Annotated in this window: 32 protein-coding genes; 8 read left to right on the forward strand and 24 right to left on the reverse strand. The window is 61.2% G+C overall.

What is annotated here, in order from left to right; all coding sequences use genetic code 11:
- Positions 1-2: 2 nt before the first annotated feature.
- From ACZ6YA_RS16180 to ACZ6YA_RS16295, 24 genes are all read right to left on the reverse strand, one after another.
- Positions 3-1265, reverse strand: coding sequence for a DNA circularization protein (locus ACZ6YA_RS16180; protein ID WP_465898126.1), 1263 nt, complete (start codon positions 1263-1265; stop codon positions 3-5).
- Positions 1258-3252 (reverse strand): phage tail tape measure protein, encoded by a 1995-nt coding sequence (locus ACZ6YA_RS16185; protein WP_465898127.1) that lies wholly within the window; start codon positions 3250-3252, stop codon positions 1258-1260. The genes ACZ6YA_RS16180 and ACZ6YA_RS16185 overlap by 8 nt, the downstream gene beginning before the upstream one ends.
- 129 nt (positions 3253-3381) lie before the next feature.
- Positions 3382-3678, reverse strand: coding sequence for a phage tail assembly protein (locus ACZ6YA_RS16190; RefSeq protein ID WP_306729724.1), 297 nt, complete (start codon positions 3676-3678; stop codon positions 3382-3384).
- Positions 3675-4022: a phage tail tube protein gene (locus ACZ6YA_RS16195; protein ID WP_465898128.1), complete on the reverse strand. Its 348-nt coding sequence runs from the start codon at positions 4020-4022 to the stop codon at positions 3675-3677. Before ACZ6YA_RS16195 ends, ACZ6YA_RS16190 begins: the two co-directional genes overlap by 4 nt.
- Before the next feature lie 54 nt (positions 4023-4076).
- A complete protein-coding gene (locus tag ACZ6YA_RS16200) occupies positions 4077-5564 on the reverse strand; it encodes a phage tail sheath subtilisin-like domain-containing protein (RefSeq protein ID WP_306729726.1) in 1488 nt (495 codons plus the stop codon).
- Positions 5564-5767 (reverse strand): DUF2635 domain-containing protein, encoded by a 204-nt coding sequence (locus ACZ6YA_RS16205; RefSeq protein WP_465898129.1) that lies wholly within the window; start codon positions 5765-5767, stop codon positions 5564-5566. Before ACZ6YA_RS16205 ends, ACZ6YA_RS16200 begins: the two co-directional genes overlap by 1 nt.
- A 5-nt stretch (positions 5768-5772) precedes the next feature.
- Positions 5773-6366, reverse strand: coding sequence for a phage tail terminator protein (locus ACZ6YA_RS16210; RefSeq protein ID WP_465898130.1), 594 nt, complete (start codon positions 6364-6366; stop codon positions 5773-5775).
- Between the two features lie 18 nt (positions 6367-6384).
- The gene (locus ACZ6YA_RS16215) at positions 6385-6906 is read right to left on the reverse strand and encodes a hypothetical protein (protein WP_465898131.1); all 522 of its coding nucleotides are present in this window, start codon (positions 6904-6906) and stop codon (positions 6385-6387) included.
- The gene (locus ACZ6YA_RS16220) at positions 6899-7261 is read right to left on the reverse strand and encodes a head-tail adaptor protein (RefSeq protein ID WP_465898132.1); all 363 of its coding nucleotides are present in this window, start codon (positions 7259-7261) and stop codon (positions 6899-6901) included. The genes ACZ6YA_RS16215 and ACZ6YA_RS16220 overlap by 8 nt, the downstream gene beginning before the upstream one ends.
- A gap of 2 nt (positions 7262-7263) precedes the next feature.
- Entirely contained in the window at positions 7264-7815 is a 552-nt protein-coding gene (locus ACZ6YA_RS16225; RefSeq protein WP_306729731.1) for a hypothetical protein, read from the reverse strand.
- Positions 7816-7817: 2 nt separating this feature from the next.
- Positions 7818-8114 carry a hypothetical protein gene (locus ACZ6YA_RS16230; RefSeq protein WP_465898133.1) on the reverse strand — a complete coding sequence of 99 codons (297 nt, stop codon included), beginning with the start codon at positions 8112-8114 and terminating at the stop codon, positions 7818-7820.
- Between the two features lie 46 nt (positions 8115-8160).
- On the reverse strand, positions 8161-9483 hold the full coding sequence (locus ACZ6YA_RS16235; RefSeq protein ID WP_465898134.1) for a phage major capsid protein: 1323 nt from the start codon (positions 9481-9483) through the stop codon (positions 8161-8163).
- A gap of 60 nt (positions 9484-9543) precedes the next feature.
- Positions 9544-10488: a S49 family peptidase gene (locus tag ACZ6YA_RS16240; RefSeq protein WP_465898135.1), complete on the reverse strand. Its 945-nt coding sequence runs from the start codon at positions 10486-10488 to the stop codon at positions 9544-9546.
- Positions 10485-11753, reverse strand: coding sequence for a phage portal protein (locus tag ACZ6YA_RS16245; protein ID WP_465898136.1), 1269 nt, complete (start codon positions 11751-11753; stop codon positions 10485-10487). Before ACZ6YA_RS16245 ends, ACZ6YA_RS16240 begins: the two co-directional genes overlap by 4 nt.
- 2 nt (positions 11754-11755) lie before the next feature.
- Complete coding sequence (locus ACZ6YA_RS16250; protein WP_274141449.1) at positions 11756-11929, reverse strand: hypothetical protein; 174 nt, start codon at positions 11927-11929, stop codon at positions 11756-11758.
- The gene (locus ACZ6YA_RS16255) at positions 11926-13758 is read right to left on the reverse strand and encodes a terminase large subunit (RefSeq protein WP_465898137.1); all 1833 of its coding nucleotides are present in this window, start codon (positions 13756-13758) and stop codon (positions 11926-11928) included. Before ACZ6YA_RS16255 ends, ACZ6YA_RS16250 begins: the two co-directional genes overlap by 4 nt.
- A complete protein-coding gene (locus ACZ6YA_RS16260) occupies positions 13721-14254 on the reverse strand; it encodes a phage terminase small subunit P27 family (protein ID WP_465898138.1) in 534 nt (177 codons plus the stop codon). Before ACZ6YA_RS16260 ends, ACZ6YA_RS16255 begins: the two co-directional genes overlap by 38 nt.
- A gap of 174 nt (positions 14255-14428) precedes the next feature.
- Positions 14429-14812: an HNH endonuclease signature motif containing protein gene (locus ACZ6YA_RS16265; protein WP_465898139.1), complete on the reverse strand. Its 384-nt coding sequence runs from the start codon at positions 14810-14812 to the stop codon at positions 14429-14431.
- Entirely contained in the window at positions 14784-15125 is a 342-nt protein-coding gene (locus ACZ6YA_RS16270) for a phage holin family protein (RefSeq protein WP_182388677.1), read from the reverse strand. The genes ACZ6YA_RS16265 and ACZ6YA_RS16270 overlap by 29 nt, the downstream gene beginning before the upstream one ends.
- Positions 15126-15330: 205 nt before the next feature.
- The gene (locus ACZ6YA_RS16275) at positions 15331-15876 is read right to left on the reverse strand and encodes a hypothetical protein (RefSeq protein ID WP_465898140.1); all 546 of its coding nucleotides are present in this window, start codon (positions 15874-15876) and stop codon (positions 15331-15333) included.
- Positions 15877-16201: 325 nt separating this feature from the next.
- Entirely contained in the window at positions 16202-18967 is a 2766-nt protein-coding gene (locus ACZ6YA_RS16280; protein ID WP_465898141.1) for a bifunctional DNA primase/polymerase, read from the reverse strand.
- Positions 18964-19167 (reverse strand): TraR/DksA C4-type zinc finger protein, encoded by a 204-nt coding sequence (locus tag ACZ6YA_RS16285; protein WP_110159642.1) that lies wholly within the window; start codon positions 19165-19167, stop codon positions 18964-18966. The genes ACZ6YA_RS16280 and ACZ6YA_RS16285 overlap by 4 nt, the downstream gene beginning before the upstream one ends.
- Positions 19160-19648, reverse strand: a complete 489-nt coding sequence (locus ACZ6YA_RS16290) for a phage regulatory CII family protein (RefSeq protein ID WP_465898142.1) — start codon at positions 19646-19648, stop codon at positions 19160-19162. The genes ACZ6YA_RS16285 and ACZ6YA_RS16290 overlap by 8 nt, the downstream gene beginning before the upstream one ends.
- Before the next feature lie 217 nt (positions 19649-19865).
- A complete protein-coding gene (locus ACZ6YA_RS16295) occupies positions 19866-20084 on the reverse strand; it encodes a helix-turn-helix domain-containing protein (RefSeq protein ID WP_465898144.1) in 219 nt (72 codons plus the stop codon).
- 176 nt (positions 20085-20260) lie between these two features.
- Between ACZ6YA_RS16295 and ACZ6YA_RS16300 the strand changes: the two genes are divergently transcribed.
- The 8 genes from ACZ6YA_RS16300 (at position 20261) to ACZ6YA_RS16335 (ending at position 24799) form a co-directional block, all read left to right on the forward strand.
- A complete protein-coding gene (locus ACZ6YA_RS16300) occupies positions 20261-21013 on the forward strand; it encodes a LexA family transcriptional regulator (RefSeq protein WP_465898145.1) in 753 nt (250 codons plus the stop codon).
- Positions 21014-21309: 296 nt separating this feature from the next.
- Complete coding sequence (locus tag ACZ6YA_RS16305) at positions 21310-21819, forward strand: hypothetical protein (RefSeq protein ID WP_465898146.1); 510 nt, start codon at positions 21310-21312, stop codon at positions 21817-21819.
- A complete protein-coding gene (locus ACZ6YA_RS16310; protein WP_232888456.1) occupies positions 21816-22055 on the forward strand; it encodes a pyocin activator PrtN family protein in 240 nt (79 codons plus the stop codon). The genes ACZ6YA_RS16305 and ACZ6YA_RS16310 overlap by 4 nt, the downstream gene beginning before the upstream one ends.
- A gap of 92 nt (positions 22056-22147) precedes the next feature.
- Positions 22148-22648: a hypothetical protein gene (locus ACZ6YA_RS16315; protein ID WP_465898147.1), complete on the forward strand. Its 501-nt coding sequence runs from the start codon at positions 22148-22150 to the stop codon at positions 22646-22648.
- On the forward strand, positions 22645-23526 hold the full coding sequence (locus ACZ6YA_RS16320) for a DNA adenine methylase (protein WP_465898148.1): 882 nt from the start codon (positions 22645-22647) through the stop codon (positions 23524-23526). The genes ACZ6YA_RS16315 and ACZ6YA_RS16320 overlap by 4 nt, the downstream gene beginning before the upstream one ends.
- Positions 23523-23723, forward strand: coding sequence for a hypothetical protein (locus ACZ6YA_RS16325; RefSeq protein WP_465898149.1), 201 nt, complete (start codon positions 23523-23525; stop codon positions 23721-23723). Before ACZ6YA_RS16320 ends, ACZ6YA_RS16325 begins: the two co-directional genes overlap by 4 nt.
- Positions 23716-23919: a hypothetical protein gene (locus tag ACZ6YA_RS16330; RefSeq protein WP_465898150.1), complete on the forward strand. Its 204-nt coding sequence runs from the start codon at positions 23716-23718 to the stop codon at positions 23917-23919. The genes ACZ6YA_RS16325 and ACZ6YA_RS16330 overlap by 8 nt, the downstream gene beginning before the upstream one ends.
- 178 nt (positions 23920-24097) lie before the next feature.
- Positions 24098-24799: a hypothetical protein gene (locus ACZ6YA_RS16335; RefSeq protein ID WP_465898151.1), complete on the forward strand. Its 702-nt coding sequence runs from the start codon at positions 24098-24100 to the stop codon at positions 24797-24799.
- Positions 24800-24918: the final 119 nt, after the last annotated feature.

The raw sequence follows: 24918 nt of genomic DNA on the forward strand, positions 1-24918 counted from the left end.
GCTTAACTCTTGGCGACTTGCAGTTCAATGGCGGGCACAAAGCCCGGGTGACGGAGTTTGTTACGCGTAACGATTTCGCTGCCGCGCACGGCATCGCCATACAGGCGGTGGGCCAGCACCAAGGACGGCACCGCCAGCCGCGGCTGATACGGGCGCAGCCATACCCCGCTGCGGGCCACGTCGGTCAGGTGCCGATCCAAGGCCTGCCGTGCGTCACTGAGCACGCCGAAGTGATCCGGCGGACTGTCCTCGGCAATGGTCCACATCGCCTCACTGATCGCGTCCCTGACGGCCAGAATGTCATCGGCCACCGGCACCCCGGTGTCCATGGCGCTGCCCGAGGTGACGGTGCTGCCCTGCTGCTCCAGCTGGACGCTGAGGGCAGCCGGTTGCTCGACACTGCGCACGCTGGCCACGGGCACCTGCGCCATGTCCAGCAGCAGGTCGACCAGGGCGGCGTCCTGCACCAGACCGATCACCGCCGACTGAATCAACGCAATGTCGGGATCATCGGTCGCCGGGCGCGTGGCCGACAGCGCGGTGATCGCCTGGGCTTTCGCCTTGGACGACTGCAGCGACGAACCGGTCGAGCCGTAGCCGCTGAACCAGCGTTCAATGCTGGCCAGGTCGCTCAACAAGCTGGCCGCCAAGGCACCCGGGGCATTGATCAGCGACTGCACCAAGGCACCGATGTCCGCTACCAGCGAGGTCAACGGCTTGAGGAAGTTGATGGCGAAGGCATAGGCGCTGGCAATGGCACGGCGCACCTTGTTGACCTGTTGCCGGGCCCAGTTGACCTTATCCATCACCGCCACAAAGCGCGCCTTGATCGACTCCAGCAGGGTCGGCACGTGCGCTGCCAGTTGCCGGCGGGTGTTGATGCGCTGCACCGGGAAGGCCAACGCGCCGTCGATGAACGCCAAGTTGAAGCGCACCATGCCCAGCTCGTATCGCGAATGGGAGATTTCGCAGTCGCCTGCTGTCACGGTCAGTCGGCCAAACCATGGGTGGATCAGTTCCCCCGGACCCGGGGTATCCAGCGCGACCAGCAAGCGGTCACGCTGACTGATGAAGTCCGGGCCGATGATGAAGCCGTCGAACTTGTATTCTCGGGTCTGCCGGCCCATGTCCTCCACCAGGGGCTGGTCACGCTTGGGATACTCGTGCAGCTGGGTGCGCCGGCCAACCGGCACGCTGTCGCTGTCGACCCAGAACGGAACGCCACGAAACGAAGCCTCGCGGCGCAGGTCGCGCCATTCACTCATTGGTGCCTCCCATGGTCCGGTAGCCCACCTTCGGGGTCACCGACAGGCCGGGCTGATTGGTTTTCGTCTCTTGCACGCGCATGCCCGGCGGCGGGTTGTCGAACGCCACGCGCAGCTCCCCTTCCAGTTGCTGCTTGCCACCCACCTGCGCCGACTGGCGCAACAGCGCGCCCGGCTCGGGTAGCTGGCCAGGCGCACGCAACAGGCCACCCGGTTCGGGCAACGGCGCCGCCACACGCAACAATGAGCCCGGCGCCTGGGCCGCTCCCGGGGCTTGCAACAGCGCCCCAGGGCTAACCCCAAATGCCTTTTCCCGCGCCGCCTGAGCGCCCTGCGCGACCTGCACTGCATTGGCCTGCACCAAAGCACCACTACCGCCAGCCACCGAGTTACGCGCCTTCTGCTCATCGGCCAGACGTTGCACCCGCACAGTCAGGCTCTCGCCATCGCTGCCGCCAAACAGCTTGAGAAGCGGCTCAAGGTAGGGACTGACCCGATCCCACAGTCCCTTGAACCAGCCCACGATTGGCTCCCAGTTCCTGCGAATTTGATCCATGGGCATCCAGTCGAACAGGCCTTGCAGGAGCGCCGTGAACGGCGTGGTGTAGGCCTTGATCAGCTCCCACAAGGCACTGAAGAACGGCCCAAGCTTCTCCCAGTTGGCGACGATCAGACCGGCCGCCGCTGCGATACCGACCGCTATCAGGCCAATCGGGGTAGCGGCGAAGGCCACACCCAGCACCCGCGTGGCCACGGTGGCCGCGAACACCGCCGCGCGCAGCGCCGTGAAGGCCGCCCCGGCGATGACGATGCCGCGTACCAGCTGCGGGTTGTCGCTGATCATCTGCGCCACCTGACTGAGCCACGGCCGCAGCTTGTCGAGTACCGCATTGATTCCCGGCAACAGGGCGTTGCCGATAGCCCGTGCAGCAGCGTTGACGCCGTTGCGCAGCAGCTGCAGGTTGTTGGCCGTGGTCGCGGCCCGCGAGGCATATTCCTGTTCCATGGAGCCGGCAAACTGCTGGGCGTCGCTGACTTTCTGCAGGTTGCCGCGCAGCAGCTCAAGGTTGGTTAGCAGCGGCGTGATGGCCCCGATGGATTCGGTACCGAACATCTCGGCCAACAGCGCCGGGCGCTTGGCTGCATCCACCTGGCCAATGCGTTTGAGCAGGTCGAGCATGGTGCCCTGCGCATCCTTCTGCATGTTCTCGGCCACCGTCTTGGAGTCCAGGCGCAGCGACTTGTACGCCTGCGCCTGTGCCTTGGTGGCGGCCGTGCCCTTGGTCATGGCCAACATGAAGTTCTTGATGCCGGTAGCCGCCACATCCTGCTTGACGCCCACCCCGGCCATGGTCGCGCCGATGGCCGCGATCTGCGCCGAGGACAAACCGGCAACCTCGCCTAGTGCGCCGACCTCAGTGATGATCCCGGAGATCTGCTTGGTGGTGGCCGGACCTGTGTTGCCCAGGTAGTTGATGCGGTCGGCCAATGCCACCACCTCACCCTGATTCATCCGAAACGCGGTACGCCACTTGGCCATCATGTCGCCGCTTTCGTCGGCGGTCTGGTCAAAGGCAATGCCCATCTTGACCGCCGATTCGGCAAAGCTCAGCAGCTCATCCCGGGCAATGCCAGACTGGCCACCGGCCGCGACGATCTTGGCGATGTCGGTGGCTGCCATGGGCAGGCGCTCAGACAGCCGGCCGATGTCATCACCCATTTCCTTGAACTGGTTGGGCGTGTCGAAGTTCACCACCTTGCGCACGTCGGCCATTTGCGACTCGAAGTCGATGGCCGCACGGGCGCCGGCAATGAACGGGGCCGCCATGGCCCCACCGGTGATGATGTCGCTCCAGCCGATCTTGCCGAGGCCGGTCTTCTCCAGGTTCTTGCGGAACGATGCAATGTTCTTGCGAACGCCCGCCAAGGTCGGCGAAAGCTTGTCGACGCCAGTGATTAACGCCTTAAGCTGAAACTTATCAGCCATCCTCCCCCCTCAGCGTTTCTGCAATGCGCTGGCTATGCGCGGCGGCTTCCAAAATTACGTCCAGGGTTCGGGCCATGACCTGCTCCGGATCTGATTTCCAGAACCAGGCAAGGTCGTAGGCCGTGGCGATTAGGCCGTCAACGTCGCCGACTCCGGCGCCAAGAAAAAACCCGCGACGGTCCAGGCGGCGTTGTTCAGGTCAGCCAAGTCCAGCTGCTCGACCGAGGATTGAGGGATGGCGCCGCAGACGGCGATGTACTTGGCGGATACATCCAGATCCAGCGCCACGGCCTCGTCCTTGTCCATCTTGTAGGGCAGGGCCTTGATCGCGCGGGCCTCTTTCACCGTCGGGCGGCGCAGCTCCAGCTGGGTCACCTCAACGCCATGCGCCTGAATCGGTTTCGAAAGCTTGATTACTTCACTCATTGCCATGCCCCCTTGGTGCCTTCCCACTTAAGATCGATGGTGCCGTCGTCACCCTTGGCTGCCGGCTCGTCGACCAGATACGCACCGGACAGCACGTAGACGCGGCCGTTGCCAAACTCGGCGGTGATGGTGGCGTCGGTTGCGCTGGTCAACTGTGCCAACGGCAGGTCGGGGTCATCGACCACGGTGGCCTGCACATACGGGATGCGGTCCTCTTCCTTGAAGAAGCCCGGCGCGATGGATTCGCGCTTGATGTCACTGATCGGGCATTCAACCCCGCCGGTGACCGTGAACTGGGCGCCGTCTGCCTTGATGTAGACGGTGCCTGCGACTTTCTTGCCCATGGGCAACTCCTACAAAAAGACCCGCACAATGGCGGGCCTTGGTGGATGGTTCAGTTACGACGCGGCGTACTGCAGGCGGAACTGGTATTGCAGGGCGAACACCCGCAACTGGTTCACCAGGTCCGGCGGATACAGCACGTTCAACCGGGTCGGGTCGGTGCTTGAGCGCTCCACCACCAGGTACTTGGCGAACATCTCGGCATTCTCAACGATGCCCAGCAGCTCTAGGGCTCGGTAACCCGCGATCAGCTCCGCGCGAATCACGTTAGGGGTCACGATGGCCTGCCCGGCACCAAAGCGCGTGCCGTCATCGGCCAGCTTGTGCCGCCCGTATTTGCTGGTGATCCGCCCCTTGAGGAAGTTGATAACGTACGCCGACTGATGCAGCGTCTCGCTGTCTAGGAACGAGTTGTCAGACTGCCCCAAGGCGTTCTGCCGGTAGGTGGTAATGCCGCGCTCGATGCGCTGCGCACCGCCGCTGCTGTAGGCCGTGGCGATACCGTGAGTCAGCAGCGACTGCCGCTCGGTTAGCATGAAGCGATCACCAGACGGCGCCGGGGTGATGCCGTTCAGCTCACCGGTCTGCGTGGGTCGGGCCGGGTCCGCCGAGATGAACACGGCGGTGCGCGCGGCGTAGCCGGCAGCCTGTCGCCACACCGGGTCCGGGCATTCCTTTTCGAAGCCGTAAACGGTCATGTGCGGGTCGTTGCGGGTATCGCCCAGGGCCACCAACTCACCCAGCGTGCCGCGCATTGCCGAATAGACATGGCCATACAGCTGTCGCGCCCAGCTCCAGCGGCCGCTGCTGTCGTCCATGAAGGCCTTCCAGGCGTCCAGCGAGGTGGCATCGGTCCATGGCGCACAAATGAACTCGAACGGCTCATCACCGAGCACAGACAGCGCCTCGGCCACATCCGGCGAACCCACCCCGCCGGCCATCGCCGTGACCGTCACGGTCAGGCCTGCCGGGGTCAGCTCGCCATTGCTGCGCCCTTGGCGGTTAAGCTCCAGCTGAATGTCGTTGCCGCTAAGACCAGACCAGCGGCAGGTCAAGGTCACCTCACCCGTGGTGGCGGTTGCCGAAACGCCAAGGCCAGCCGCGTTGACCGCCGCCGCCAGCGCGGTGGCCACCGCCGCAGCCGAAGCACCACTGGCCACCGTGGCCCGCACGCGCTGGCCGCCGATGTAAAGATTGACCTGGCCACCGGCCGTGGTGGTGCCAGCAATGACTACCTTGCCGGCGGCCTTGGTGCCGGTGACCTTGAGCGGCAGACACCACACCTCGCCCACCAAGTCGATGCGGCGCCAGGTTTCATACATGTCGGCCAGCATCGAGCCGACACCGCCGATGGTCTTGGCCAGGCTGAGGTCCGACACCAGTGTCAGCTTGCCGATTTCCGGGGCGACGGCATCGTCGTTGACTTGGCCGACGATCAAGCGCAGCAGGCTGCCGGTCGCGCTGTTGGCCTGGCTGTTGTCGACCTCGGCATAAAATAGTGGCACGCGCAGGTCGCTGGGGATGCTGTTGAAACTGACGGCCATTATTCAGCGCTCCCGGTAGTAGCCGCAGCCTTGGCCGAAGCCTTGGCAGCAGCGGGTTTCTTTTCGGTCACATCGCCCGCACGCAGGCGGCGCAGCCAGTACGCATCGCGCGACACTTCGCGCCCATCGGGCGACAGAACGCCGCCCAGTTCCGGGTCGGGCACAACGCGGCCCTCCACCGGATACACGGTGATTTGAGTCATGGGGGTTACCCTTGTGGTAGTTCGGTGGAAAAACGCACCTCGACCCGCCCGTCAGGGCCAGGCGCGGCGTGGTTGGGGTCTTTCGGGTCGATCGAGTCCATGTCGAAGTCGACACCGGCAAGTGGCGGCAGACCGTCCAACTCGCGTTCGTGCCATGTTTCAGCCGGGTCTGCGCCCCGGTTACGGCCCAGCTGGAATTCCGCAACGAAGCCAAAGCGATATACGACCCTGGCACGACTGATGTGCACCAGCGAGCCACCGTCGTAGGTGACAAAGTCGTACTCACTTTCGGGCTTCCAGCCGACCAGGGCGCGCCAGATCTCAGCACGCACATCGTGGAGAGCGTCCGAAGCGCCTTGGCCTCGCTCATCGCTTGAGTCAAGAACCACAACGACCTCGAAACCATCCGCGATCACTTGCCGGATAGCATTCTGCTGCTGGTTCGGCTCCGCATCGTCACCCGAGGCAATTACGTAGGCCGATGGATGCTGCAGCTTCGAGCTGCTGGCCACAGCATCCCAGTCAATGCCAGCGACAACTCGCCCACCAAAGACAGGACAATAGGCGCGCATATGCGCGACGATCACTGAAAGTTTCATCTTGGGTACCGGATGGAGTTATTTCAGTGCAGCGGCAAAACCAGCTGCGAGAATGGCCTGAACCTGCGATTTGGAGTCTTCCAGGGCATCGACCATGTAGTTTCCGCGCGGGGTGATACGCCAACCGAGGGACCGCCTAGCCGCCAGCGCAAGCGCACGCTCGCCTTTGCGTCGTCGGTTCGCCTTCCCCCTGCCCTCACCCGGCGCCAGCTTCCCTAGCCGGCGCCCCTGCTTGACCCCGTAATGGAGGTAAGCCGGGTAAAACTCTTTCATCACACTGGTTTTACGTGGCGCGATACGCACCAAAAAACCAGCACGGGACACCTTGAAGCCGATCGACTCAAGCGTTGCACCTGTTCGATTGACCGGATACCCGTCCTGCTCCTTTCCAAGCGCCAGGTTCATCTGCGCCCGCTGGGCCACTAGGCGTCCGACCTTACGCATCGTCGCCCGGACCTTCGACATGTTGAAGGCATCCCGCCCGAAACTGTCGAAGCCGTCGAAGTGCACGTACGTTTCGATTGATGCGCTGTTAGACATAGATACCTCCGCCCGAGACGATCGCTCCAAGCAGCTCCGCCTCAAGCATCGTGAAACGGCCAGAACCATTGAGGTCAGCCACACGCTTGGCGCGGTAGACCTTGCGGCCATGCACTACCTCATGATCCTCCGTCATACCGTCGAGTATGCGAAAGGTGATGCGGTGGGTGACCTTAATGTCGGTCTGTACCCCACCGACAAACACGGCGGTACCTACCGGCTCGATCTTCGCCCAGCGCCAAACTTCACCGGAGAACGCGGAATCAACTCCAGCCTCACCGGCAGGGAGATCAGTGCGCAGCCTGATCAATACCCGGCGATTAAGCTCGCCCGAAGCGGGCTCCCTGATCGCCATGGCTAGAACCTCGGCGGGACTGTGATATCCGCCAACAGGTGGTCAAGGAAAGAGCTGGGCAACTCAGAGAGCACCTGCCCCACCACCAGCATTCCACGGTGCGTAAAGGCGGTCTCTGCAGCCATGAGCAGCCAACTGCGCACACCGGGGTACGCCTCCAGATCGACGCCAGCGCGGTAGCGAATCCGCAAGCGCCCCGCTGGACGACCGCCCGGGAACTCCAGATAGCTTTCCTTGCCACCCTGGCGAAGCTCCACGACCCCGGCGTAGGGTTCCCCTACGCCCGATTCACCCAGGACCAAGACGGATTCGATTGCGACCACCTGGCCAACATCCAGCGCATGGCCCGACGGATACGACGCCGGCCAGTCCTCTTCGTACTGTGCTTCACGGATACCAGCCCCCGTCCTTGACTCCCCCTGGCTCGTCACGCCAGGAATGATGATGTCGTTGATCAGTTCTGGCTGCAGATCCTCGGGCTCAGCCCGGCATTGAAACGCGACCTGCTCCAGCGTCAGCACGGGCGCCCCCGTGTAGGCGATGCGACGCGCCACGATCAGGGCTTGTCGTCATCGTCGCCGCCACCAGAATTGGCGTCGTCGGGATCAGGCTCACCGCCGGCACCACCACCGGCATTTGAATCTGTAGCGGCCGGGCCGGGCTGCCCTTCGCCGCCGCCCCCCTTACCGACCGGAGTCTTCGGCTTGGAGCCAGCTTTGGCCCTTTTCGCGTCGACCAGCTCAGCGCGCTCGCCATCGATCAGCGACTGCGCTACATCCTCTTCGAAACCGGCAACCTCGCCCTTGCTGTAACCACGCCAAGAGCCGGTGAACTTCACAATTACTCGTGCCATCAGCACATCCTCGAAAATCGGCCCCAGCCCATGCAGGGGCCAGGGTTTACATACCGGCGCCCCACTTCACAGCAATGGCCACCACGATGCTTTCAACGTGGCGTGGGCCGAAGTCGTGCTTGGCTATCACGCGGATCAGCGTCTGGTTGCGCTGGAACGAGCTGACCATGTTGCCCTCGGCGTCCTTATAGGAAGCCTCGTTGCTGAATGCCAGGGTCAGGTTCATGTCCTCACCGATCATGCAGTCGGCGAAGTTCACGAAGTAAATTTCGGTCTCATCACCGTCAGCGCCCAGGTTGACCGGGATCTGGTTGCTCAGACCGACTGGGTAGCCTTTCAGCATGCCCTGATCGATCTCGGGGTAGGCCTTGTTGCCATTGCCATCGCGCAGGGATTGCAGCCAGCGCAGGACACGCGGAGCCATCAGCCAGCCGCACGACTTCATCATCACGTTTGCCGTTTCAAGGCGCAGCATCATGCCGCCCAGGAACAGGTCGATCTTTTCCAGAGTGATGCCGGTCATGACTGGAGCTGTCAGGACGTTGAAGGCTGGAGCCCAGTGGCGCAGGCCTTTAGGGAGCACGCCCGAACCATCGGCACGAATGAAGTGCAGATCTTCGGAAAGCCCCATGCTCACGGTCAGATCGTTCGCAACGATGCTGTCGACGCGCGGGTTGACACCACTCATTGCCAGCAGGTCGTTGGAGATCGGCACGATCGCGGCCGCAGTCTTCGCGGTCAGCTTGGTATCCGCGAAGGTCATCCCGGTGATCGGGATATCGGTATCGCTACCGATGTAGCTCACCACCGTGTTGCCGGTGATTCGCGGCATGGTCAAGTTGCCATTGTTCAGCGGCAGGCTGGTGACGCCCATCTTGCGGACGATCGACACCGGACGCAGCGACTCGATGATGTCAGCCGCGAAGTTCTGCGGCACCAGCACCCCGCCAGCGCCTGGCGTCACAACGTTCAGCGCCATCGCCACATCAGGCGAGTAACCGCCCTGCTGCGCCATCTGGGCGGCCAACTGTTGGTTGCCCTGCGCAGCGCCCAACAGACGGGCCATCTGGGCCATCTGGGTACCAGGCTTCGGCTTTTCGGTGAACGGACCAGAGATCGTGCCGCCAGGCGGGCTGTTGTTGCCTTGCGCCGACTCCGTGACAGGCACCGCACCGCTGGCCGCCAGCCGCTCTGCAGCTTCGGCCCGGCTGATTTTCGCGGTCAGATCGGTGATCTGCGCTTCGAGGCTGGTGAACTGCTCCAGCTGCTCAGCGCTTAAGCTGCCACCATCGGCCTCGATCTTGGCCAAGGCCTGCACCTGGGTGATCAGCCCGGCGCGCTCGTTACGCATTTGAAGAACTTGGGACATGCTGCCTCCTGGGCATAAAAAAACCCGCACTAGGCGGGTCAACTGCAACCGCTAGCGCGGTTAGATCATTGCTTGCATCGCCAAAGCCGAAACCCGCACGCTCACGCGCGCCGACTGGCGATTGGCTCGGTTTTGCGCAACTGCGCGGGACAGCTCATCTACAGCGTGTTGAGGGCTCTGCAGGCGATCCGCCAAACCCACATCGATCGCTCCTTGCCCGCGATACAATCCGGCCTCGGTGGCAATGACCTTGGCCACGGGCAAACCACGGAAGTCTGCGACTGCATTCACGAACATCTGGTAACTCTCCTGCACCAGGTCATTGAGGAAGGCGAGCGACTGTTCGGTGATCGGCTCATGCGGGGAAAGGTCATTCTTGTGCGCACCTGCGAACACCGTAGTGACCTTCACACCGGCGTTTTCCTGCGCCTTAGAACGATCCAGGTGACTGGCGATGACCCCGATAGAGCCGACACCGCTGGTTCGGCTCACCACCAGCTCGCTGCACGCAGAGCCCAGCAGGTAGCCACCGCTGTAGGCCATGAAGTTGACCAGACCGGTAATTGGCTTCTGCACGGTCATGGCACGGATGTCTTCTGCCAGCTCAAACGCGCCCACCGCCGCGCCGCCTGGGCTGTCGATGTCCAGAACGATGCGTTCGACCATGGGGTCGGCCACAGCACGCTGGAGCTGGGTACGCAGCGATTCGTAGCTGGTCATCGTCTCGCACATGTTGACGTGACTGCCGCGGCTGACCAGCAGCCCGCTGACCTGAACCACTTCGATACCGCTTTGCGCGATGGCACTGCGGCGCTGCTCGTCAGCCAAGGCAACCCGATCAATTGGGTCGTCGTGCCACATCTGGGCCGAGCCGGGCCCGAGGTTCACGATGTTAAGATTCATTGCCTGGTTCGCCCAGCGCACGCCCTGATCGAGCATTTCGGGAGTTACCAGCAGCGGCTGGTTAAATAGCAGGCTGGTGGCCCGCATGTATTGGCGCGTCATTGGGCAAGCATCCTCGTGATCTCGGCCTGCTGCATTTCGAGCTGCGCACGCACGGTCGGGTTGGTTAGGTCGGGCTTCTTTCCGGCGTCGACCATGTTCAAAGGCTGGAGGTAGATGTCCCCCCCCTTCACAGGCGGCATATTCTCCAGACGCCGGATATCGTTCACACTCAGCCAGCCCCACTGGCGGCCAATGGCGTACGATTCGTAACGGCTCTTCTGGTCGCCGCGCAACAGGCCAGACAGGTTGAACTCAATGAAGTACTCCCGCCGATCCTTCGGCAGCAGGAAGTCCCGCATCATCGCCTGCTCATGGCGCTTGACCCACGGCAACAACGCGAACATCACAAACTGAATCATCAGTTGCTCAAGCGTGTTGTAGTTGGACTTATCCAGGTCGTTGACCATGGGCAAAGGGATCTTGTAGATCCGGGCGACATCAACTCCCGTCACCTTCATGATCCCGACGATCTCTGCATCCACGTTGGTCATGGACACCGGCTTGAACGTCATGCCCTCTTGCAAGAGCGCGACCTTCTTAGCGTTGTCCATGCCGCCGAACTTCTCGCCCCACTGCCCGACGATTCGGTCGATGATGCCTTGGTCCTTGATCGCCGGCGCCTCACGGGGCCGCTCGATTACGCCGGACACCGCCACACCGTTGGCGAAGCTCTTGCCGGTGTACTTCCTGACCGCCTGGGCCAGGCCAACTGATTCAGCGTGCAGCTCAAGCGGGGACATTCCCACGTAGGGATTGGTCCCGAACCAGCGCACATGGTGAATCATCCGCATCGGCAGCGGCTCGCCACCCGCAACTTGGTAGCACGGCAGCAGATCGGAGCCCTTGAGCACCTGCACCTGGTCATTTTTGAGCGACCACAACGCCGTAACGTTGCCGTCTTCCCGGCGATCAATGAAGCTGTAGGCGTTGCCACGCAGGCCAGCAGCGCCTTGGTGACGCTCCAGATACTCAAACGGTGTCTGGAACGGGTTCGGCTGGTAGCGCAGTACGTCGTACAGCGGGTGGTGAATGGCCGCTTCCCGCTGACCTTCACCCTTGCGGTGGTACATCTCAAGCGGCAGCTGCGCCACCGTTTCAGCGAGCAGCGTGACGCAGTTCTGCAGAATGGGCAGCCCGAGCGCAGATTCTGGCGTTACGGCCACACCCGTAGAGTTACTGCCGCCACCGAGCAGCCCCCGCCAAAAGCCGCTGTCGGGATTGGTCAGCGTGCCAGCACCAGAGGCACGCAGGCTGGAAAAGAACATGATCAGCCACCTCCCCGCTCAAGTACTCCCGAGGCCTGATCGGCCAGCTTGGCCCAAACCAACAGCCCCACACCGGCAACAATGAATGCTGCCGGCTGGTAGATCTGCCAAACACCCGCTACCAACAGCGCGAACCCGAGCAGCCCAGCCACCCAGGACAGAATGTCCAACCTCATATTCCTACCCCTTCGTCATAGACAGACTTGCCCGAGACAGACGCAATGTCGCCGCTGATGCCGACAGCCATTACGGCCGCGACAATGCCGTCGATGCGGCCAATGGATTTGGTCTTGTCGACCTTGCGGTTGTTTGCTGGATCGGAGACGGTCACCGCGTTGCCTGCGCACCAGGTCAACACCGGGTTGTCGTCATGCAGGAACGTTTCGACCAACTGGTCGGCCTCAAAAACCTCGGCAACGACCTCAAAGTCAGCTTCGTCGAGATCAATCACCTCCTGCTGTTCGGGCCGCTGGCCTAACAAGCGGCGCTCGAACTCATCGACTGCAGGCCCCATGGATTGGAAACCCTGACCGAATTTCTCCAGCGGTGGCAGCTCAATGCTGTGCTCGTTCATCAACTGCAGAAGGTCTTCCACGCGCCACCGGTCATACGCGATCCGCCGCACATCGAAGTACGCGCAAATGGTTTGCAGGCGCCGCAGGACATGCAGCTTGCTGATAGCCCGGCCCGGCGTTGTCTCCAGGTGCTTTTCCTTGATCCATTGCAGATAAGGCACCCGATCCCGCTTCTCGCGACCCGCAATGTCGTCATCCGGTATCCAAAAGTACGACAGGCAACGCCAGTGCGGATCATGCTCAACAGGGCTAAACACCAGCACAAAGGCCGTAAGGTCCGTTGTACTGGACAGGTCCAGGCCACCAACACAGGGCCGATCGCGGAGCAGCCGCATTGGTGCGCGCTCCGCCGCCTGCCGCCAGATATCCCACGACAACCAGGGCGAATCCGCCTGGGTCCACTCGCAGAAGTTGAGCCGCCGGACTACGGCCTCTTTGGCCGGCAAGCCCTTGGCTTCCAGCACCTGCTCACGCAGGTACTTGCGACCTGGGATGCCATCGGTCTGCCCCTCAAGAATGAAGTCCAGCGATGGGTTGACCTTTGCCCAGCAGGCCTCGCTTTCAAAGGGATCATCGCCCTCATCCAGCGAGCAGATGAAGGCAAAGAAACCGTCGTTATGCTCCTTGCCTTCACAGATCCGCACGCCCAGATCATGGTACTGACCGCAGACTGAGGTCTTGTCAGACCCGCTGTTAGTGATCATCACGATCAACGCCCGGCGCCGGAACTTGGTACCGGCACGCATCATGTTCACGGCGCTGGGGGTTTTGTGCTCATGCAGCTCATCGATCAGCGCCACATGGGGCCGGGGGCCGGACTGGCCTTCGTCCGAACTGATGGGACGAAAGAAACTGTTAGTGCGCGGGTAGAACAGGTTCCAGACCTTCTCGTCCCGCCCCGACTGCACCAATCGCTGCATCAGGTGGGGCGACATGTTGACCATGCTCACCGCGTCGCGGAACAGGATCTGTGCTTGATCCTTTTTGGTCGCGGCCGCATACACCTCGGCACGCTGCTCGCCATCTGCAACCAGTCCGTACAAGCCGATACCGCCGACAAGGGGCGACTTGCCAGAGCCCTTACCCGTCTCGATGTAGGCCTGACGGAACCGACGATAACCATCGTCGCTGTACCAGCCAAACAGACTGCCAACGACAAATGCCTGCCAGGGTGCCAAGCGGAACGGAAGCCCCTCAAAGTCGCCACCATTCAAGCACAGCACGTCTTCGAAAAAGCCGATCGCTCGCTGCGCCGCCTCTGCCTTCCAGATCAGTCCTCGCTCATGACCGCCCTCCAAATCAAGCAGATGACGGCGGGCTGCATTGCGGACATCCGGCCCCGCGACGATCGATCCGGCGATCACCTGGTCAGCGAAAGCCTTTACTCGGCAGTCAGCTGAAATAACCTGCGGCAGCGTCTCGTTCGACATTTGGGAAGAGGTCTCCTTGTGCCGCCGGCGCGGCTTTCATGTTCCGGCGCGCCAAAGGGGACATCCCGAATTGAGCCGCAGCAGCGTTGGCACGCTTCTCGGCGTCATTGGCCAGCTGCCGCAGCACGCTGGTCTGCTGCGCACCTGTTTTGAAGGTCTGGACTTCACCGCCCAGACCATCGAGCGACGTGGAGTTTCGCTCGGCGATCATCCGCTGGAAGCGCTGCCAGTCCGCGAAGGCCTGGCAGTAAGTGGCGAGCGCCATGGTGTCCAGTTTGGAGATCCAGCCCAACGCCATCAGCGCTTCGACGGCGCGATGCCATTCGGCAACGGCATCAGGAGTGAGGAAGTCCGGCACCGGCGGAGCCGCTACCGGCACCGCTGGGCCCTGTACATCAGCCATCAGGCCGGCCATCGAGAGTTTGCTACGATTGCCATTGAGAACATGCACCGAGGCTGGCACACTTGGCCGCCCCGAGTTACCGTTTCCCGCCATGGGAAACCTCCCTGTCTGATACCCCCCCTCCCTCATTTTTCCCGGTTTTGCACAGAGAGAGGGGCGAGCGGTCAATAAGCGGATCCGCCGAGAGTTTTTCACCCCCCCTACCCCGACAAATGCCGATATTTCGCGGTCTGCGGGGCGCCCGAGGGTCGCCCGCGCGGGCGAGGGCTATCGGCGGTTCCAATGGTGGTTCGGGTCGAGCGGCACGCCCGAGGCGTTGCACCCGGCGATTCGTCCGCTGCGCTCCAACCGCTGCTTCACCGAGTCGTGACACAACTTGCAGAGCGACTGCCAGTTGCCCTGATCCCAGAACAACTTCCACGCTGCCTTGATCTGCTCGGGATCAGCGCTCGCCTTGGCTTCGCCCAAGCGCGGGGCGATCTTGTGGTCTACAACAGTGGCGGCCACCGGGCGGCGATCCGTCGAGCACATGCTGCAGAATGGGTTGTCCGCCAAGAAAGCATCACGCGACTGACGCCAGCGGTGACCATAACCGCGCGAGGCACTGTTGCCCCGGCGGTCATCAGCCTTCATGGCTGGCCGGCGGGACATCACACACGCCGAGACGTTTGGCCGCCCACCGCTCATACAAGCTGATCGCCACGTCCGCACCCGCCATCGCGGTAAGGCAGCCAAACGCAGCAGAGAACCACAGCGATGCGCCCATCGAATAAAGCAACATGATGGTCGACAACCCGCAGACGATACAGGCACCGGAACGCAGCACAATGCGACGAACGAGCGCCCACCCGCGCACACCTGCCTTATCTGCCCGCCACATCTCACCGGACACACCGCCGACCAGGGACAGAATGATCACCATCCAGATCGGCATCTCTACTAATGCTTGTTGCTCGCTGTTCATGCAGGCCTCATTGGCAAAGGCACGGCGCCGGAAAAAGAAAACCCCGCCAGTTGGCAGGGTTCTCAATGCACCGACAGAGCGGGGCGGGTTGCACAGCACAGTGCTTGTGGGGTCAGCGCCTAAGCGCACTTTTCATATCGTGACGACTTTGTACCCCTGATCGGAAAAACCGAAAAGAGGGAATTTTCGGTTGTCCGCTTCGGCGCTACTTCGGCGCATCTTCGGCGCACACTCGGCGCATACCAACCCGACGAACGGTATGCTGTCGAACCCGACCAGAACGGGCAGCCAGGATCGCAAACACTTGAGAATGCAGGGCTTTAACCCAGTTGAGGTAGGTGCGATCCGCATCTTCCGCCAAGCCTACAGCCCTCATCTGTTCCCGTCTGGTAAAGCCCAGGAAGTACCGCATCTCCGCCAGCTTAGCTAATGTCTCGCCCCGCTTGTCCCGCCGCCCCAGCTGGGCGACAGCAGCGTCCACTTCTGCTGCCGAGTGGTCGAGGCCAGCACCAGCCACCAGAATACGATGACCCGACACGCCGCCGCGTGGCGCGGCCCCCTTCCATTCCATGATCGTTCCCATCTGGCTACCCAGGCTCGCCTTCAGCCCAACTAAGCGCCGCTGCTCACCCCAGTGACACATCAGCTCTCCCACTAGGCGCAGGCGCTCAGCAGGATCAATAAGTTCTGCCATATCGACCTGGTGCTGCGCGACCCGCAACAGGAGCCCCATTTCATGATCCATGCTCATCGGAACACCCCCGAAATCACCACCCAACACACATTTCCGCAACCCAACACAAACCCAACACAAACAAAACCCAATGAAATCAATTGATTAGGTGAATATGTGTTGAGTGTGTTGGGTTTGTTGGGTTTATTTGTCCTCGCATAGAGATTTTTTCTTTGCCTGACGGCAGGGCAAAAAATCGCGCGCACGCGCGTGCGCGAAGCCAAACCCAACACACCCAACACACATCCCTTGCAGACCAATGATTTCGGGCGCTCCGCTTGTGTTGGGTAGACCAAATCAACCCGACACAAACCCAACACACCCAACACACAAGTAGAGGTAGTCATGCCGCAAGCACCCTCTTCACGTGGTCCCAGCCATCAACGTTCCAGCCAGCCAGCTTCGCCCGGGCGCGCCACTCGACGACGTTCTTGCCCAGCTCGGCCGACTTCATGGATGGGGGCAGGGAAGGATCGCCATCATCGGGGAAGAAAAACGCAGCGAATCGACGGTTGTTGCCATCGGACCAAGGGATCGCCCGGGTCTTTTCCACCTTCGCGCTCAGCATCAGCGAGAACTTCGTCTGGCTCATCACGCTCTCCCGGTTGTGCGAACACCACTCGGCGAACATGGCGTACACATCACTAGTCAGCGCGCAGCCCCAAAGGCCGTGCCCAAGCTCACCGGCACGCCAGAGATAGAAGAATGTCTGCCAAGCAGTACGACTCAGTTCGACCAAGCGCTGCCGTGCCTCTGTTTTAGGCGGGCGCGTGCGCTGGTTAAATTCGCCCAGGTCGACCGCGAGCAGCCAGCCGTACAAGGCAGCAACACCACCGTTCGCCAGTTCCCGGCTGATTGCCTTCTGACGCTCCGGCGGCAAAGTCTCAAGCGGCCACATCACCAACATCCGGCGATCGTCTTCACTGATAGGCCACGGCATGATCTCGTTGCTCAGGAACGCGGAGTTCATGTGGTTGGCCTCTTCCCAGCCGTTGATGAACTTCGACTCCATGCGCACCGTCTTGCCGGTGATCATGTGCTTGATCTTGCCCACCTGGTTGTAACGCTGGTCGCGGCTGACAACCTCTTCAAACACTGCCCAGAGCTTGCGGCTCTGCCAGGCGTTGAAGCTGCCTTCCAACTGGGTCTGCCCCACTGTGGCGCCGTACTGGCCGTACAGCTCACCCATGACATCCGCAAACATGAGGCTTTTGCCGGAGCCTTCCATGGTTGAGTGGAACAGAATAGCGGTGTCCATCTTCGCGCCCATGTGCTGCAGGGGGTAAGCCAGCCACTTGACCAGCCAATCCAGGGCCTCTACGTCGTGGTTGCATAGGAATGAGATCAGCCAACGCAGATTCTCGCAGGCCGCGTCGTCGCGCACGGGCTCGAGCGGCAAACCCTCGAACGTGTTGATATAGATGGCCGGATCTTTGGTCATGGTCGGGTCGAACACAATATGATCCACGTCTACCACACGCCGATCCTGGCTGTTCAGCCACCACTTATATTCGTCACCCAAGGCCATCTTGACCGCGCCCTCTGGGATCCGGCGCTTCTTCTCCCGATCCCAAACATCCTTGGTGCCGTCGATATAGACGTACCGCTCAATGGGGTCTAGTTTCAGCGCGCCGCCCTTCTTGGCCGCCAGCCTTTTGATCTGCTCCAGCTCTTTCACCTGGTCGAGCGACATCAGCTTTTTGTCTGTCCGCTCCATCCACTGCTTGGCGAGTGGCTTGCCTACCAGCGCCTCGAACCCAGCACGCTTCATCGACTGGCCTTTGTCGAGATCCCACACGTTGGTGGAGCCCTCGACCAAGGCGAAGCGCCGCATCGCGCTTTTCAATACAAGACCATCACCCCCCTCCCCCCCGGAGGCCGAGGAGGAGGCCGTGCCAGCGTCGCTTTCCCCTACCGACATTTGGCGATGCACAACCTCACTCCCCTGCCCATCATCAGGGCCATCCACCGGCTCATTTGCCGAAGGGGTACGGGGAAGCTCACCAATGGGTGGAGGTGCCGGGGGCCTAGATTTAGCGTCCAGGCCAAGCATTCGCGCCGCTGCTTTGGTGGCCTCGCGCTGGTTACCGTCGTGCACCAGAATGCAATAAACATCAAAGGCATCATTCTTGTGACCGTTGGCCAGCGGATCAGAGCTGTGGTGCGAATACAGCTTGCCCTCGGTGATCGTCACCCCTGGGTCACCGCTGCTGCTGTGTGGGCACAGCCACTTGCCCCCGATGCGCTTATAGCCATGCGACTCGATCAAAGAGGCAATGTCGCAGGTCCGGTTGAATTCAGGGATTACATCAGGCAGCGCATTACCTGACGGCACGCCGACCGGACGGGGACGAGCTGCTGCCACGGGAGCGACGGCCGCGGGCTTAGGCGCCCACGGGCAAGCAGCCAGGGCCTTAGCCTTCACCTGATCCCATTCCTGCCAGAGTTTGAGCAGTTCAGCAGGCAATTCTGGCAGCCCGTCTGCAGAAGGCGGAATGCGCCAGGTGTACGGCTGCCCAGTACCAGGATGAATAGAAGGGGGCAGCACATCTTGAACAGCACCGCCGCGCAGCTCGAATACCGTGATCTTCTTGAACGGTTCTGCAGCCACCTTGAGCGCCGATTCACGGATCTCGTCGTTAGCCTTTTTCGCCGCCACCGCTTGAGCGGTGAGCGCTTTCAAAATAGAACCATCGGGGTCGGCCTGGTTGGGCCAAGCCAATGACCGCCGGCTCAGTTCAACCCCATCCGGGACGCGGAACATGACACGGAAGCGTGCCGGGTTGCCTACCGTGGTCGGGTAAGCAGCCGCGATCGAGTCGAGATCTAGCCCGAACGATTCACGCAAAGCGATCCGGCTAAGCTCGACGTCATCGACGTCAAGCGAACAAACACGGCTTGGCCCGAGCACTACCCCAAGATTGTGATTGGGATGCTCAAGCCAGAACGCCTCTGCCGCGTCTGCGTCGGTGATATACGCACCCGGCGTATTCCAAGCCTTACCTTTCGGCCCCTTCTCGCCCGGCTCGATGGGCACCAGGGCGAGGCCGAAAGTTTCAATGTAACGGCGCGCCCATACGGCCGTGGTTGCTGCTGGGCGCTCAGTCATCGACGACGCTCCCGCAGATCCTGGCAGTCGATGCAGGTCACGCAACCAGCGACCGAGAGCTGACGGGCCTCAGGAATGGGTTCATCGCAGTCCTCACAGCTCTGCGCAGAAGGCCTGTCAGGCAGCCGCGCAAGGCGCTGCAGCGACAGTTGGAGGAAGTATTCAGCTTGATCATTAGCGAAGTCGACTGCATCAGCCATTGCCCTGGTCCTCCATGGCTTGGCGTGCACCTGATGTGATGGCCAGCACTTGGCGAATCACATCCAGTCCGCATGCTTCCAGCTTCTGCACCTCGTGCAGCTCCCACACGTTGTCGGCAGCGCCTTCGTGCATGCTGCTCACAAACTCGGCAGCTTCATTCAGCAAAAGGCCAACCGCTTTCAACTGCTCATTGGTAGCCGGGATGGGCGCCGGACGGTACCAAACAACGCCGGCCGCACGACCCAGGGCGTCGAGAACGCGCCGGTCTGCAGTCCACTGCAGAACCTCTTCAAGTTCGTCAGGGGTGAGCCAGCGCCGCTCTTCGTCGTGCTTGAGCTTTTTCTGGAGAGCGTCGAGATCCATACCCATCTCGAACGCCAAGCGGGTGATTCCGCCCTTGTAATCGCGACCGGCGCGGTAGAGCGCCTGCTTGAGGGAAAGTGCCGGCCCTGCGTCCGGCAGAGTGTCGATGCGACTCATAAACCGTTAAACCTCGATTAACGGTGTAGTCACAGGGGTGAGTACGTCCTATCCTGTGAATACGACCGATGTGCTGTGCTTTGCGTGCTGTGCGGGCATTTCACGCGGTTTTAGTCATCCGGCGAATCTTGTGGTGAGAGGCACTGGATGGCGGGCTACTCGGTGCTATGCACCGTCAACGTTGAGCTGGGGGATTCTTGTGGTGAGAGGCCCCAGCTCAGCGATCCTTCCTTTCTTCGGGGTTACGCCGCTTGCCTATCAGGCGGATCTCGATGAACTCATACCCGCCCTTTTCGTCAGAGCGAACCCGGATATCACGCCGGGAGTTGAGCATTTGGGAGACTGCGCTTTGCGAAACACCAAGTAATTCAGCCAGTTGAGGCTGCGTTCGTCCCTCCGCGAATTCGCGAAGGGGTACTCCTATCTTGTCTTCCATCCCTAAATCCTCGATGAGGTCTGGTAACGGATATTAGCGTGACTTCTTTTTATGAGCAACGAAAAAAGACGTACCACTGTTTTGAAAGTAACAGGCGCGCTTATACAGTCTCCCCCATGAGAGACGACACACCACATGGCGGAAACGCCCACTCGCCTCACGAGGCAGATGAAAACGTGCGCAAGGAAGAAGCCGCACGTCTCAAGGCGATCTATCAAGAACGGAAGCGTGCAGACCCCAGCTTGAACCAGGAGCGCATTGCAGACCTGTGCGGCTGGGCAGGCCAAAGCGTAGTGAGCCAGTACATGAATGGGAAAATCGGACTGAATTTGTCCGCCCTGCTCAAGTTCGCCGGCGTACTTGGCTTTGATCCTAACCAGGTAAGCCCCCGATTAGCGGAGGCTATCCACTACAGCATCGATCACCTCCGACCAGGGCCCGACAGCCCAGTCTCGATCATGCTTGCCCCGATTGAGACCTGGGACGACGAGACCCCTCTTGACTCCGACGAGGTCGAAATTCCGTTCTACAAAGAGGTGGAAGTCTCCGCCGGTACCGGATCTGCAGTGATGCTGGAAACAAACGGCAGGAAGCTCCGCTTTGGCAAGCGAACTCTGCAGCGCAAGAACGTGAATCCCGATAGCGCCGGCTGCGTTCCAGTGAAAGGGAACAGCATGGAGCCCGTGCTGCCGGATGGCAGTACTGTTGGCGTGAATACCGACGCCAAGACCGTTATCGACGGGAAAATGTATGCCCTCGACCACGATGGCCTACTACGCGTCAAACTCTTATACAGGCTTCCAGGCGGCGGGCTCCGGCTGCGCAGCTACAACGCTTCCGAGTACCCCGACGAACATTACGACGCTAGCTACGCGAGCGAACACATTCGAATCATCGGCCAGGTGTTCTGGTACTCAGTCCTTTTGTAAGTAGCTTTCCCAGTCAAATTAAGACCGCTTCGGCGGTCTTTTTTTTCGCAGATTAGCTCTACTCATCTAAAAAAGATTGACAGCTAATATTAGCCAGACTAATTTCTGTGCCCGTAGCGCCTCTCACCACAGGAAAAAGCTATGGCACATCTCGAAAGGACACCCTGCAAGGTCTACTTGCACCCATCCATCTGCACCCGCCCCGCCATCGTTGAAGCTTTTCAACGCTCGACCGGCCTGCAATTGATCGTCTCACCCGCCGGACAAGTCCGCGCCGTGCCCAATGGGGGTGCGGCATGAGCGAGTTCGCCATAAACCTACGCCGCGTGATGCTGCTTGAGCGTACGCTTGAGAACGGCGGCAACACCACCTGCCCGCTGCGTCGTCCAGAAACCTCCATTGACGCCCATATCCAGGTGGAGAACGACAAGCACAATCACCACCTACATGTGCGCTTCGGCCCATACACCGGCTCGATCACTCTGCGCCGCGGAGACTCGACCAAATACATGTCCCTGCGCGACTTCCTGCAGGACGTGGCCAATGGTCGTACAGAGTCAGGCCAGCAGACCCGACGCGCCATCGACTTGATGGAAGCCTTGGACCTGGTGAGCGATGCGCTCCCAGGTGGCATGCGCGCCTTCATTACCCCCACCACCGACTCAGATCACCCATTCGGTACCGTCGTAACCAACGACCAGGGAGAGGTGTGCGCGACTGCGTATGGCCGCTGCAAGCACACACTCGTTGCCGCGGTGCGCGCCAAGCTCGGCCAAATTCCCGAGGGGCATGGGGAGCACGCATGACCGACACGCTTCGCCAGCTGCGCAATGAGTGGACCACACCCTGCCCAACATTGACTGCCGTACGGGAACGCTACTTCCCGCACATCAAGACGGACCGCCGGTTCAAGGAGCTTATTAACGCCGGAAAGATTGGGCTGAAGCTTACCAAGCTGCACCACTCAGCCCGAGCGCAGTACGTGATCTATCTGAACAACCTTGCCGACTACCTCGACACCCAAGAGAAGAAGACGGCGTAACAGAGGCAGCCCCGGCCACCAGGGGCAACGCACCCAGCACCAGGCCACCACCACATCACCGGCCGGGTGCTGGGCACTTCGGAGCACAGCACATGCAACCGCATCAACAAGTTCTCGCCCTGGGCATCCTTTGGCTGGCCACCCTGGTGGTTCTGCCCTTCCTATTTGCCACCGCCCGCCGCCGAGCGCATGCCTTGGGCTTCATGGAAGGTCAGGAAGTCAAGGAAGCCGCCCACACCCACCGCGTCCGCCAGCTCGAACGGGATCTGGCCGACAAGCAGGCCGAGCTGGACACGGCCCGAAAAGCTTTCACTGCCCACATGGAAGCCCGCCGCGAAACCATCGCCGAACTCGAAGAACGCATCATGTCGTACACCGGCCTTGCGGTGACCAAAGCCGATTACCAGGTACTCATCAGTGCAACCGAGACGCTGGAAACAGCCGGACGGACTTGGAAGCAGCTGAAAGGCACCGAGGCATGGGTAGCGCGCACCGAGCACCAGGGGCGCAGCTTGCGTGAACTGGCCGGCCGCATCCGCAATGAGCTGCGCGAACCCGCCACTCAGACCACCGGCGAAGGAGAGGCAGCATGACCGTGCCTACCTCACACAAAACTTCCGCAGTTAATGGTCCAATCATCCGTTACCACGGCGGCAAGTTCCGACTTGCCCCATGGGTGATCCAGCACTTTCCACCACATACATGCTACGTCGAGTCATTTGGGGGCGCAGCCAGCGTAATGATGCAGAAAGACCGCAGCTACGCCGAGGTATACAACGATCTGGATGGCGACATCGTCAATCTATTTCGAGTCTTGCAGGGAGCCAAAACCCGAGAGTCGCTAAGCGAGCTTCTTGTCATGACGCCGTATGCCAGAGCCGAGTTTGAGTTGGCATGGGAAGAAAGCGACGAACCGATCGAGCGCGCCAGGCGCACCATAATCCGTGCGCAGATGGGCTTCGGATCAGCCGGCGCAACCAAAGGACATACCGGTTTCCGCATCGATACAAAACGCAAATACGGCACCGCCCAGGCGCTGTGGCAAAAGTATCCGGAACAGGTTGGATCGATCGGCGAGCGCCTGAGCGGCGTACTCATCGAAAATCGCCCGGCCATTGAGGTTATTGACGCGCACGACAGTCCCGAGACTCTGCACTTCGTGGACCCTCCATATGTACACAGCACCAGAGTTCGCGGCGCCGGCAAGGGCCGCTACTACCGGCATGAGCTGAGCGATGAGGATCATGTTGAGCTGATCGAATGTCTCGCTAGAACACAGGGGATGGTAGCCCTCTCTGGGTACTCGAGCGATATCTATCAAGACCTTCTCAGCGGGTGGACCGTGAACACCGTCAATGCCCGCATATCAGCGGGCCGCGGCGGAGCGATTCGCCAGGAGTGCCTGTGGCTCAATCCCGCCTGCATGGCCGCGCTCCACGGGGCAGGACTTGGCTTGGAGCGCACAGCATGAGCCATAACGACCATAAGGCACCCGACGCGAAACCCACAGCCGCCGCTTGGCTCGGCCAGGCCGGGCTGTACCGCAGTCGGTTTGACGCCGTGCGCAACTTCGAGCAGTCCGTCACCCCGGTATCCGTCGACGAGCTGTTTGAGCTGGCCAGCAAGCAGGTACTCAGCCAGATCAACGAGGGTCGCCAACGTGGGTAAATCAACACGCACCTGGCAGCTGATCAGCCTCACGCTCGCCGTGGCGCTGATCGCTGCACTGGCCCAGCTGGAGCGCGTCAGCACTATCAGCCAGCCCGCGAAAGGCACGCTAACGACCGTAAACAGCGTCACAAACCTTGAGCAGCTGGCATTGAGCCCAAACGCTCGCCGTGTCCACGAGAGGTATTCGCTGTGATCGACACATCGACCTACACCCCGAGCACCCGCACCCGCAAGGGCATGCAGCCCATGCTTCGCCCCGCTATGTCGTTTATTTGCGACATCTGCGGCAAAGCTCGCGTAAAGGGCAATCACGATCAGTGCTCCAAGTCCCGCCAGGCTGCAGGCTTCAACATCATGCGAGGCCGCAAATCATGAGCATCGATCCAAGAGATCTTTTCGTCAGCCTCAACCCCCTCGGCCTGGACGAGCGCGAACTGGCGAAGGACAGCACCGGCTTCGCCGACATCCGCACGCATGGCGACTACCTGGTGTTCCTTGCTGGCTACAAAGCAGGCACGGTGGACGGCGAGAAACGCGAGTGCCAGCGCCACCGCCCTATAAACACCGAGGGCTGCAAGCCCGAGAGCAGCATCCAATCCTCTGGCACGCCCTGCGCCGGCGCCGCGCCCTGCCGCAGCCTCGAAAAAGCGGAGGGCGTCATGCCCGACAACAACATCCATCCCCAACGAGCCGCATCACCTGATCGGCTCACAGATGTGCTGCCGACGCCAGTGAATCGGTACTTCACCACCCGAATAGAAGCGGTCGAGGGCGGAGTTAAAGCCATCAGCAGTGTCGACGCCCCCTGGACCGTTGTCATCGCATCAGACTTCGATTGTGTAGTTGGCCATCTAAAGGACAAGCTCGACCGTCATCGAAAGTTGCACAACGTCATGCAAGCGCACAGTGAGCATCTTAACCGCGTCCAGATCGCCATGGCGCTAGACCTTTGCGCCATCGCCGAAGCTCTAGGCATAGCGCCCGAACAGCAACAAGGCGGATCTGACGAGTCAATTCAGGCCATCCAGCAATTGAAGGCCAAGCTGGCCGAGCTGGAGCTGCGCCATGACTGATGCGAGAAGAACGCGGCCGCGCATTGCCTCCCATAGCCTCGACCTTCCGGCGATGTGCGACATCTGCGGCAAAGCCCGCTCAACCCGAAACCATGCCCGCTGCAGCCAACTCCGGCAAC

The sequence above is a fragment of the Pseudomonas sp. NPDC090752 genome (assembly GCF_055584805.1).